The organism is Kiloniellales bacterium (assembly GCA_030064845.1).
Lineage (GTDB): Bacteria > Pseudomonadota > Alphaproteobacteria > Kiloniellales > JAKSDN01 > JASJEC01.
The window spans coordinates 1-10,891 of the sequence record JASJEC010000094.1 but is presented as its reverse complement, the minus strand read 5'-3'; the positions used below and the strand labels follow the sequence as shown (position 1 = coordinate 10,891).

At 67.1% G+C, this 10,891-nt stretch carries 13 protein-coding genes and 1 tRNA gene; 5 read left to right on the top strand and 9 right to left on the bottom strand.

Translation table 11 applies throughout. The features are described from left to right. On the bottom strand, positions 1-620 hold a 620-nt coding region (locus QNJ67_22345; protein MDJ0611729.1), incomplete at its 3' end, for an aminotransferase class V-fold PLP-dependent enzyme. 449 nt (positions 621-1,069) lie between these two features. Between QNJ67_22345 and QNJ67_22340 the strand changes: the two genes are divergently transcribed. Both QNJ67_22340 and QNJ67_22335 read left to right on the top strand, forming a co-directional pair. Further along, a complete protein-coding gene (locus tag QNJ67_22340; protein ID MDJ0611728.1) occupies positions 1,070-1,561 on the top strand; it encodes a hypothetical protein in 492 nt (163 codons plus the stop codon). 64 nt (positions 1,562-1,625) lie between these two features. After that, entirely contained in the window at positions 1,626-2,237 is a 612-nt protein-coding gene (locus QNJ67_22335) for a hypothetical protein (GenBank protein MDJ0611727.1), read from the top strand. 213 nt (positions 2,238-2,450) lie between these two features. On the opposite strand, the gene QNJ67_22330 is transcribed toward QNJ67_22335, so the two are convergent. Next, a tRNA-Arg gene (locus tag QNJ67_22330) sits at positions 2,451-2,527 on the bottom strand. Positions 2,528-2,733: 206 nt separating this feature from the next. On the opposite strand from QNJ67_22330, the gene QNJ67_22325 reads away from it, so the two are divergent. The 3 genes from QNJ67_22325 to gpt all read left to right on the top strand — a co-directional run bounded on the left by QNJ67_22325 (position 2,734) and on the right by gpt (position 4,351). After that, positions 2,734-3,291 carry a hypothetical protein gene (locus QNJ67_22325; protein MDJ0611726.1) on the top strand — a complete coding sequence of 186 codons (558 nt, stop codon included), beginning with the start codon at positions 2,734-2,736 and terminating at the stop codon, positions 3,289-3,291. A 45-nt stretch (positions 3,292-3,336) separates the two neighbouring features. Further along, on the top strand, positions 3,337-3,783 hold the full coding sequence (locus QNJ67_22320) for a DUF4864 domain-containing protein (protein MDJ0611725.1): 447 nt from the start codon (positions 3,337-3,339) through the stop codon (positions 3,781-3,783). An 82-nt stretch (positions 3,784-3,865) separates the two neighbouring features. Then, entirely contained in the window at positions 3,866-4,351 is a 486-nt protein-coding gene (gene gpt, locus QNJ67_22315; protein MDJ0611724.1) for a xanthine phosphoribosyltransferase, read from the top strand. A gap of 514 nt (positions 4,352-4,865) precedes the next feature. Here the strand turns inward: gpt and panC are convergent. The 7 genes from panC to QNJ67_22280 form a co-directional block, all read right to left on the bottom strand. Next, the gene (panC, locus tag QNJ67_22310; protein ID MDJ0611723.1) at positions 4,866-5,777 is read right to left on the bottom strand and encodes a pantoate--beta-alanine ligase; all 912 of its coding nucleotides are present in this window, start codon (positions 5,775-5,777) and stop codon (positions 4,866-4,868) included. After that, complete coding sequence (panB, locus tag QNJ67_22305) at positions 5,774-6,619, bottom strand: 3-methyl-2-oxobutanoate hydroxymethyltransferase (GenBank protein MDJ0611722.1); 846 nt, start codon at positions 6,617-6,619, stop codon at positions 5,774-5,776. The genes panC and panB overlap by 4 nt, the downstream gene beginning before the upstream one ends. Before the next feature lie 83 nt (positions 6,620-6,702). Next, positions 6,703-7,557 (bottom strand): CPBP family intramembrane metalloprotease, encoded by an 855-nt coding sequence (locus QNJ67_22300; GenBank protein MDJ0611721.1) that lies wholly within the window; start codon positions 7,555-7,557, stop codon positions 6,703-6,705. A gap of 51 nt (positions 7,558-7,608) precedes the next feature. Beyond that, entirely contained in the window at positions 7,609-7,893 is a 285-nt protein-coding gene (locus QNJ67_22295) for a DUF4242 domain-containing protein (protein ID MDJ0611720.1), read from the bottom strand. Positions 7,894-7,942: 49 nt separating this feature from the next. Next, positions 7,943-9,352: a HAMP domain-containing sensor histidine kinase gene (locus tag QNJ67_22290; protein ID MDJ0611719.1), complete on the bottom strand. Its 1,410-nt coding sequence runs from the start codon at positions 9,350-9,352 to the stop codon at positions 7,943-7,945. 213 nt (positions 9,353-9,565) lie between these two features. Further along, the gene (locus QNJ67_22285) at positions 9,566-9,841 is read right to left on the bottom strand and encodes a hypothetical protein (protein ID MDJ0611718.1); all 276 of its coding nucleotides are present in this window, start codon (positions 9,839-9,841) and stop codon (positions 9,566-9,568) included. 263 nt (positions 9,842-10,104) lie between these two features. After that, positions 10,105-10,891, bottom strand: a 787-nt coding sequence (locus tag QNJ67_22280) for an FAD-dependent oxidoreductase (GenBank protein ID MDJ0611717.1), incomplete at its 5' end; no start/stop codon positions are given.

Sequence of the window (10,891 nt, the reverse complement as noted above, 5' to 3'; positions counted from 1 at the left end):
AGGCCGGCCGGCAGCATCAGCCCCTTCTGCGAGCCGCTGACCGCCAGGTCGACGCGCCACTCGTCCATGCGGAAGTCGATGCTGGCGAGCGAGCTGACGCCGTCGGCGCAGAGCAGGGCCGGGTGGCCGGCCGCGTCCATCACCTTGCGCAGGCCGCCGATGTCGCTGGTCACGCCGGTCGCGGTCTCGTTGTGGCAGGCCAGGATCGCCTTGATCTCGTGGTTCTTGTCGTCGCGCAGGATCTCTTCGGTCCACGCCAGGGGCACGCCCTCGCCCCACTCGACCTCCTGGACCACCACGTCGAAGCCGAGGCGCTGGGCCATGTCGATCCAGAGGTGGCTGAACTGGCCGAAGCTCGACGCCAGCACCTTGTCTCCGGGCGACAGCGTGTTGGTCAGCGCCGCCTCCCAGGCGCCGGTGCCCGAGGAGGGAAAGATGAAGACCTGCCCCTCGTCGGTCTTGAAGACCTTCTTCAGGTCGGCCAGCACGCTGGTCGAGAGATCGGGGAACTTGGAGGAGCGGTGGTCCTCCATGGCCACGATCATGGCCCGCTGCACCCGGTCTGGAATGTTGGTCGGCCCCGGAACGAAAAGAAAATTGCGGCCCGTCGTGCGTCTCATGGCGTCTCCTCCCTGACTACATTTGTTGGGGTCAGGCGAGGACGCGGCCGTCCCACGCCCCCGACCCGGCGCATGGCATTTGTTTCATGCTAGCGGGGCGGGGGACCAGCGGCCAGTGGACAATTCAGACGGGAGTGACGGCAAACTGGACAGGCGATTGCGAAGGGCGCGACCGGTCTGATACTTCCTCGAGGAACCTTGAGGTCCGCTCTGCATTGAACGGCGGACGTCCAAAGCAGGAGCTTGCAAAGCCCGGGTTTGACCCACAGCGGACGTACGCAACGATGATTCCCAAACGAATTTATGCTCGCCGGGGCCAATGACACTGCGTTTTCCCTCACTGGTTAAGGCCTGGCGGAACCTGTTGAAGTGTTGCTGCATTTTGAAGGTCTCACCCGATGGGGTATGATCCGACCTTATGAAACGGCTTGTTCGCTGGAGGTGACGCCATGCAACGAACAGGACGAGTCTTTGCTTGCTTCGTAGGGATCTTACTAATCGCAGCGAGCTGGCTGGCGTTTGCCACGCTCGCGCTGCCGGTGCTGGCAGACGCAAACGAGACAAAGACAAATTCAGTATCCGGCCCGCTCGACGGCATGACGTTTACCGGTGCGCTCGGGCCACATGGCAAGCCTAAGGACGTCGAGGACACGTTCGTTTTCGCCAACGGGACATTTGTTTCAAAGGAATGCGAACAGCGATGCAAGTATCCTGCACGTCCGTACTTCATCAGAAAACTTGGGAACAAGACTGAGTTTGTTAGTGAAACCCAGTGTCCCTACAAAGATGCAAAGATCATCTGGCGAGGTACTATTCAGGGAGACACGATTGAAGGTATTTCTACGTGGACGATAAGGCGCTGGTACTGGACAGTTGAGAACAAGTTTGAGTTCTCGGGAAAACTGGTCAAACAATCAACGCCTGTTAAAAGCTCAGATTGATATGTCGCTCCGACGCTGGGTAACGCCATTCCCCTGGCGGATAGTCGCAAAGCTTACTTGCCTGGTGCTGCTGCTGGTTGCAGCTAATCTTGCCGTGCACGAGATCGCAGGCGCGATGGATTTCCAAATTCGTGCCGGCAACGAAGACATGGTGCACCGCACGATCATGCTGACGGCAGCCCTTTACGCGGTTTTGCTGGCCATTCCATTCGTGCCAGGTGCCGAGATCGGCCTCGCCATGATCACCATGCTGGGACCACCCATCGCCTTTCTTGTGTATGTCTGCACTGTCGCCGGCTTATGCCTTAGCTTTCTGGCAGGACGACTCGTGCCTTTGTCCGGCCTCATCGGGCTGGCGGATTATTTGAGCTTGCGACGCACTTCAAAGCTTCTCGAGCAGATTGAGCCGCTGGACCGACAAGAAAGACTGTCGTTCCTGGCCAGCCGGGCACCGAATAGATTTGTTCCGCTACTTTTGCGATACCGCTACCTCGCCCTTGCTGTTGCTTTCAACGTTCCGGGAAACTTTCTGATCGGCGGAGGTGGGGGCATCGCCCTGATCGCGGGCGCTAGCCGGCTCTATTCGCTGCCTGTCTTCTTCCTCACGATCATGCTTGCTGTTGCACCGGTACCGTTTGCGGTCCTCTTTCTGGGCAGTGAGTTCCTGATGAGATGAATAACAGCTGGCTTAAGGCAAATCTCCGCTCCGGGCCAGCAGCTGTCCTGCAAGCTGCCCACCCTCGAAGTCAGTTTCCCTCCCGGCACCGGACCACTTCGAATATGGCTGGACCGATGTGCGCCGACTGCAATCGCTCCTCTCAGGGGGTGCGCCCTATCAACCTGCGTTGGACAGCACTGACCGAAGTGGTCACTGACCTTTTTGAAATGATGGCGCGCCCGGGAAGATTCGAACTCCCAACCTCCTGATCCGTAGTCAGGTGCTCTATCCAGTTGAGCTACGGGCGCATGCCGCGAGAGCGGCCGGGGAAGGGTGGAGGCGCTTTGAGCGCGGGTACCATCCCCAGAGGCGGCGGTGTCTTAACAGAAGCCCGCTAGCGGGGCAAGCGAAGAGGTGTGGCCGGCGCCCTTTCCCTGGGCCTTCTTGGGGCGTGCTTGCCGGTCTCGCCCCGCGTCTCTACCATTCAAAGCATTGGCGGGGAGAGGCGGAACCAGTGCATACAGCGCGCATCAGGGCGGAACGGGGCCGGCGGGGTCTTCGCGGCCGCTTGGTCGCCGCCGCCCTCCTGCTCGCGCTCGCCGCCGCCTGCACCTTCCCCGAGGGGCCCGACTGGCCGGGCAATGCACCGCCGGAGGCGTTCCAGACGCAACCCGGCGAGTGGCGGGGCTTCGGCGCCGAGGGCCAGGCGCGCGACCTCTCGCTCCTGGTCTCGGAGAGCACCGGCGCCTACCCGGCCGGGCGCGACCCCGAGGCGCTGGTTGGCCGCAAGGAGCCGCTCCTGGTGATCCGCTTCACCGAGCCGCCGCCCGACTTCGAGCCGGCGCTCTACGACACCCTGCGCCGGGCGCTCGAACTGCGGCCCTCGACCGCCTTCGACGTCGTCGCGGTCGCGCCCGTCGCGGGGCGCCTCGACGAGGCCGCGCTGCTCGGCGACGTCAACGCCGTGGTGCGCGCGCTGGCCGAGATGGGCCTGCCGAAGGATCGCGTCTCGCTCTCGGCCACCACCGTGGCGGGCGTCGAGGTCCACGAGGTGCATTTCTACGTAAGATGATTTGTGCCGGCACGCGGTCGGCGCGTGCCTTTGGGAGGGCCAATCATGAGCAACATCGATATTCCGCCGCGGCTGATCGGCGTCGTCTTCGTTATCGCCTCGTTCTTTCTCATGGCCACCGCCGCTTTCGCCGGCGTCGACGAGACCGACGAGCGGAAGATCCGCTCGGTGATCGAGCAGCAGATCCAGGCCTTCCGGGCCGACGACGGCGACAAGGCCTTCTCCTACGCCTCGCCCGATATCCAGCGCAAGTTCGGTTCGGTCGATAGGTTCATGTCCATGGTCAAGGGCGGCTACCAGGCCGTCTACCGGCCGCAGGAGGTCGAGTTCCTCGGCCTCAAGGATGAGACCGGCGCGATCATCCAGGCGGTGCGCCTGGTCGGGCCCGACGGCAAGACGGTCATGGCCGTCTACACCATGGAGCGCCAGGACGACGGCGGGTGGAAGATCGGCGGCGTCTACCTGGTGCCGTTCCCCGAAGAGAGCGCCTGACGAGGCCACGCCGCTGCCGGCGTTGCGGCGGTTCGGGCAATCGGGTCTAATTCGCGACCCTTTCTGCCGCGAGCTTCACGCCATGCCGGAACCCGCCGCCTACACCAAGACCTTTCCGGTTTCCTGGGAAGAACTGCACCGTCACGCCAAGGCGCTCGCCTGGCGGGTCATGGAGCAGGGCCCCTGGGAGGGCCTCGTCGCGGTCACCCGGGGCGGCTTGGTTCCGGCCGCGATCGTCGCCCGCGAGCTGGAGATCCGCCTGATCGACACGGTCTGCATCGCCAGCTACGACGACGAGGAGCGCGGAACGCTCTCGGTCCTGAAGAAGGTGCCCGGCGACGGCACGGGCTGGCTGATCGTCGACGACCTCGTTGATACGGGCAAGACGGCGCAGGCGGTCCGCAACATGCTGCCCCAGGCGCACTTCGCCACGGTCTACGCCAAGCCCGCCGGCCGTCCCCTGGTCGACACCTTCATCACCGAGGTCAGCCAGGACACCTGGATCCTCTTCCCCTGGGACACCGAGCCCCAGCGCGTCCCCCCGATCATCAGCCGCAACGGCCGGTGAGGCGCGGGAACTTCTGTAACACGCCCGAGCCCTCGATCACCGTCACCCCCAATTGTCATGCCCGGACTTGATCCGGGCATCCGATCTGCACGTGGCCTGCGGTGGCCCTGGATGGCCGGATCAAGTCCGGCCATGACAAAAAGAGGAGGGTTGGCTCGATTCCGATCCCTGTTGAAAGACGGCTCGATCGCTGACGTCTTCAGGGGCGAGACCGGGCCTGTGGCTTAAGACCAACACTTCTCACCACAGAGACACAGAGAGCACCGAGAACCAAAAAAGGGATTTGGTTGCGCGCGAAGCGCGCCAAGGAGTCCTTTGGTTTTTCCTCTGTGTTCTCTGTGTCTCTGTGGTGAAACCTTTTTTTGTTTTTCAGTGCCGGCATGATCTCGCGGCAAAGCCGGCAACCCACCTCCACTGTCATGCCCGGACTTGATCCGGGCATCCATACCTGCACGTGACCTGCGGTTGCCCTGGATGGCCGGATCACGTCAGGCCATGACAAAGAGAGGAGGGGTCAGCGGGGTCCCGTGGCGCGGACCACCGCGAGGTTGTCGATCAGGCGGACCGGGCCGAGCGAGGCGGCGGCGAAGAGGCGGGCGTGGTCGCCGGCCCGCTCCAGCGGGCCGAGGTCGCGGCCGTCGCGCAGCTCCAGGTAGTCGACCGGGTCGAAACCGGCCCGGGCCAGCGTGCGGCGGCCCTCGTCGAGCAGAGGCGCGGCCTCGGCGCCGGACGCGAGGCGGCGGGCCAGGTCGCTCAGCACCCGGTAGAGGGCGGGCGCGATGCGGCGTTGCTTCGCGTCGAGCAGGGCGTTGCGCGAGGAGAGCGCCAGGCCGTCGGGCTCGCGCACCGTGGCAACGCCCCGGATGGTCACGGGGATGTCCAGGTCGCGCGCCATCCGCGTGATCAGCAGGAGCTGCTGGTAGTCCTTCTCGCCGAAGTAGGCCAGGTCGGGCGCGGCCTGGTTGAGCAGCTTGCTGACCACCGTGGCGACACCGTCCATGTGGCCGGGGCGCGCCGCGCCGCAGAGGCAGGCGCTCAGCGCCGGCAGGCTGACCACGGTCTGGAAGCCCGCCGGGTAGATCTGGCCAAGCGTCGGCGCGTAGAGCAGGTCGGTGCCGACGGCCTGCAGCAGCGCGGCGTCCCGCGTCTCGTCCCGCGGGTAGCTCTCGAGGTCGTCCGCGTCGTTGAACTGCTTGGGGTTGACGAAGAGCGTCGCGATTACCCGGTCGCACTCGGCCCGCGCCCGGCGCACCAGGGCCAGATGGCCGTCGTGCAGCGCGCCCATGGTCGGCACCAGGCCGATCCGCTGGCCCGAGCGGCGCCAGCGCGCGACCGTGTCGCGCAGCGCGTCGACCCGGCGCAGGGTCCTCAGCGCTTGCGGCCGGGCCGCCACGGCGCCGGGCCTTTCTTCGGTGGCGACCGTCACCCGGCCACCTTCCTCTGCTTGAGGGGCGGCGTCGCAGGGGGGAAGCGCCGCGTCGTGACGTCGTCGGCGAAACGCCGCGCGGCCTCCTCGATCTCGCCGGTCAGGTCGGCGTAGCGCCGGACGAAGCCCGGGGCGTCGGCCCCGGTCAGGCCAAGGATGTCCTCGGTGACCAGGATCTGGCCGTCGCAGGCCGGCGAGGCGCCGATCCCGATGGTCGGCACGGGCACCTCTTCGGTGACCCGGCGGGCGACCGCCTCGACCGTCCCCTCGACCACCAGGGCGAAGGCGCCGGCCTCGGCGACGGCGCGGGCGTCGGCCAGCACCGCCTCGGCCTCCTCGGCGCTGCGGCCCTGGGTGCGGAAGCCGCCCAGCGTGTTGACCTGCTGCGGCATCAGCCCAACGTGGCCCAGCACCGGCACGCCCCTTCTGGTCAGGAAGGCCACGGTCTCGGCCATCTCGCGGCCGCCCTCCAGCTTGACGCCGGCGCAGCCGGTCTCGGCCAGCACGCGGGCCGCGTTGCGGAAGGCCTGGGCCGGGGATTCCTGATAGCTGCCGAAGGGCATGTCGACGATGACGCAGGCGCGCTTCGCGCCGCGCGCCACGGCGCGGCCGTGGGCGATCATCTGGTCGAGGGTGACGCCGAGGGTGGAATCCTGGCCGTAGAGCACCATGGCCAGGGAATCGCCGACCAGCAGAAGGTCGACGTGGGAATCCAGGGCCCGCGCCATGGGCGCCGAATAGGCGGTCAGGCAGACCAGCGGCCGGCCGCCCTTGCGCTTGCGGATCGCCGGGACGGTCACCGCCTTTTCCCGGCCGGGCTGGCTCTGGCCGATCACGCTCATGGCCGCGTACTCCCCCACACTCGCTGCTGTTATTCTGTGCACACTCTATGTTGCAGTGCACAATAACACAAGGGGGTCTCCCGCTAAGCGGTGTCCGGCTCCGGCCGGAGCAGAGGCCGGCAGAACCACAGGAGCCAGGGGATGCCCACGAGGGCGCCGAGCGGCGCCAGCCACCAGTGGGCCTGGAATCCTTCGAGGCTGGTCGCGGGCACGCCGCCGTGGAGAGCGGTCCCGACGAGCACCACCGCGAGGGCGATCGCGTTGTTCGCGCCGTGGGCGAGGATCGGCCCGATCAGCGAGCCGGTCCTCATGGCGATCAGCGACACGACGACGCCGAACACCATCCCGCCGAGAATGTCCACGTGCAGGATTGCGAAGATCAGGGACGAGAAGATCACCGCCCGGCGGTCGCCGTACTTCAGCCGCCAGCGGTGCAGCAGAAAGCCACGGAAGAAGACCTCCTCCATGACCGGCGCGACGACGACCAGCATCAGGGCGTTGAGGCCGTTGGCCAGCAGGGCCTCGGGGTCGCCGCGCCACCAGATCAACGGCGGGGAGTTGAGCAGCCAAAAGGCGACAAACTCCGGCTCGACCAGCGAGAGCGGCAGATAGAGCAGATACATGCTGAAAATCGCCACGCCGATCAGGGGGATGCCGAGAAGGACGTAGCCCAGCCCCTGCCGTCGGCCGGGTTTTGCCCCGAGCGAGAAGCGGCGGGCCCAGCCCGCTCTCAGGCCGGCTGCGCCGAGAAGGCCGGCCAGGAGGAGGTAGAGCGACAGACCCAGCACCGCATCCTCGAGCGGCATGTCCCAGGTATCCAGGTACTCCGGCCAGACGAACAGGAGGGCGACGAAGGGTGCCGCCAAGGAGAAGGCGAGCATGGCCAGCAGGACCCGCCCCCGGATCGAGGCGAGAACCACCGAAGGATCAGAGGTCATGGCCGCGTCCGGCCATCGCCGCCGGCCGCCCCCCGGCGCCGAGAAGGGCGCTCAGACGTCCTTCTCGGTGGTCGGGTCGATCACCTTGCGGATCGGCGTGATCTTGGTCGCGGGAAAGCCGCTGATCTCGGCGTGCTTGCGGATCACGTCCTCGTCCTTCGCCAGGTAGATGCAGAAGGTCTTGTCGCCGGCCACGTAGCTCTCGACCCACTGCACGTCGGGCGCCAGTTGCGCCAGGGCCTCGTTGGACTTGGCCGCCGCGCCCGCCAGCTGCTCGCGCTCCAGCGAGCCGACCTCGGGGATATCCCGCTCGATCATGTACCGGTTCATCGCCATGCCTTCCTCCCTCTCCTTGGTTTGACGTGGATGACTGAACGCAGAGGCATCAGCGGGCGCCTTGGCTGAGTGGCAGGCTGAGCCGGAAACAGGTGCCCTCGCCGGTCGAGCTGCGCAGGTCGATGGCGCCGCCGTGGGCGCGCATCAGCTCGCGGGCGATGGCGAGGCCGAGGCCGGTGCCGCCGGCCCGGGTCGAGCCGGTGAAGGGCTGGAACAGGTTCTCCTTGGCGCGCGGCGCCAAGCCCGGGCCGTTGTCGGCGACGTCGATCAGCAGCTTGCCGTCGTCGCGCCAGGCCATCACCTGGACCGCCGTCGCGCCGGACTCGATCGCGTTCTGCCCCAGGTTGGCGAGCACGCGGAACAGCTGCTGGCGGTCGGCCTCGATCTCGATCGGCTCGTCCAGGCGGTTCTGCCAGACCGCCGTGCCGTTGACCTGGCCGGGCAGGGCCTCGCCGACGTCGGCGATCAGGTCGCCCAGCTCGAAGCGCGTCAGCTCGAGCGAGGCTGGGCCCTCGCGGGTGAAGCTGAGCGTGTTGGCGCAGAGGTCGACCGCCCGGTCGATCGCGCCGACCAGCGTCGGGGCGGTCCGGCGCACCTCCGGGTCCCCGCTGGTCGCCATACGGTCCGAGACCAACCGGGCCGTCGCCAGGATGTTCTTGAGGTCGTGGTTGATCTTGGTCACCGCGATGCCGAGCGCCGCCAGCCGGGTCTTCTGGTGCAGCGCCGCGCGCAGCCCCTCCTGCATCGAGACCAGCTCGCGCTCGGCGACGCCGATCTCGTCGTTGCGCCCCGGGCTGCCGCCTGCGTCCAAGGCTGAGGCCGCGCTTTCCGGGTCTTCCCGGAAGGCGGTCATGGACTCCGTGATCCGCCGCATGGGCCGGACGATCAGGAGGTGCAGGGTCAGGTAGACCAGGCCGGCGGAGAACAGCGAGATGATCAGCGACAGCGCCAGGATGCGCTGGGAGAAGGCGATCATGGCGGCCCGGAGGGGCGCTTCCTCGAGCACCACCTCGACCGTGATGGTCTCGTCCTTGGGCGACATGCCGATCACCCGCAGCATGCGGTCGCCGTGGACGAAGGTCATGAAGGCGTCGCCGATCAGTCGGAAGAAGCCGCTCTCCCGAAGGTCGAAGGTCTGGTCGATGCGCTCCGGCTCGAGGCTCATCAGCATGAGCTTGCCGGCGCCGGGCTTGCGCAGCGCGATCATCTCGGCGCCGACCTGGTCGAGCAGCGCGCGCTCCAACTCCTCGCCGACCATGAAGTTCGGGGTCGCCTCGAGGGCCAGGATGGCGATATGGGCGTCGGCCAGGCGCTCCTCGAGGTAGACCTTGCGGAAGCGGCCGATCGAGGGCGCGTAGATCAGGACCTCGGCCAGCATGACGAAGGCCACGGTCAGCACAAGCAGCCGAGCCGAAAGCCCGGAAAAGACAGGCGATAGGCTGGTTTTGCCGCCGCTCATAACCGGCAGCTTACAGCACGGCGCAGGAAATTTCCGCGCGAAATCACCCCTCTGTGCCGGGGCTGCGCGGTTACCGGCGACCGCGGTCATCGGGACGCCTGGGGTTCGGTCTCACCGAGAAAGAAAAGGCGCGCCGCACGCCGAGGAGGAGAGGCCCACAAGGGGTGCGGTCGCGCCTTCTCCTGGACGCGCCAGGATCGGAGTCGGTTACGGCTACTGCGCCGCGCAGGGGTTGCAGGGGTTGCAGGTCGCCGCCGCGCAAGGGTTACAGGGATTGCAGGTCGCTGCGGCGCAGGGGTTGCAGGGGTTGCAGGCCGCCGCGGCGCAGGGGTTGCAGGGATTGCAGGCTGCAGCCGCACAGGGGTTGCAGGGGTTGCAGGCGGCAAGCTGAACCGGGTTCTCGGCGGGCTTCGCCGCGGCAGCCGGCAGCGCGGCGGCCGAGGTCGCGAGCGTGGCGACACTGAGCGCCACCATGGTCTTCTTGATCATCAAAGCCTCCTCTGGATCTGCTCAAACTACCTCATATCGAGCGGGTTCACATGTCTTTGCCGGAACCGCGAAGCGTTTCCGGCAAGACATGACCCGCTCTAGCGTCGGCGCCGCCGCGAACGGTGATCTCCTCCCGTGCCGCCCGGACCGCGCCTGTCGATGACTCGAATGTCGCACGCCCGTGTCCCCGACGCGATTCAACGAAAGCGCACTATTTTTCACATGTTTGTGAGACTCTAAGCGGGGAAGTGGCCCGGTCTTTCCTAACCGAAGCGCCCCAGGAAGCGGACGATCGCCTTGGTGCGCTCGCTGAACAGCTTGGGCATGAAATAGCTGCCCGCGGCCCGCTTGCCGACCTCGCCGAAGGTGGGATAGGGCACGATGGTGCCCGCCATGGCGCCGATCTTGAGCTTCTGCGCGATCGCCAGGGTCCAGGGCTGGATCAGCTCGCCGGCGTGGGGCCCGGCGATGCCGGCCCCGAGGATCCGGCCGCCCGGCCGGACCACTACCTTGATCAGCCCTTCAGTGCGGCGCTCGGCCTGGGCCCGGTCGTTTTCGGCGAAGGGCCAGCGCAGGACGTTGATCTTCTCGTCCCGCTCCCGGGCCGCGGCCTCGGTAAGCCCGACGTTGGCCAGCTCGGGTTCGGTATAGGTCACCCAGGGCACGGCCGCGCCGTCGGCGCTGGCGCGCAGGCGGAACAGCGCGTTGCGCAGAACGATCCCAGCGTGATAGCTCGCCAGGTGGGTGAACTGCAGGCCGCCGGCGGCGTCGCCGGCGACGAAGATCTTGGGGTTGGAGGTGCGCAGCCGCGCGTCGACCTTGATCCCGGCGCCGTCGTGGTCGACGCCGGCGGCCTCCAGGCCCAGTGCGCCGTGCACCGGGCGCCGCCCGGCGGCCAGCAGCAGGTGGCTACCGTCGATCGTCTGCTCGACGCCGTCCTGGTCCAGGGTCGCGCGCACCCCCGCGCCGGTCGCCTGGACCGCGGTCACCTTCGCGCCCTCGAAGACCTGCAGTCCCTCGGCGAGCAGCCGGTGGCGCAGCACCTCGACC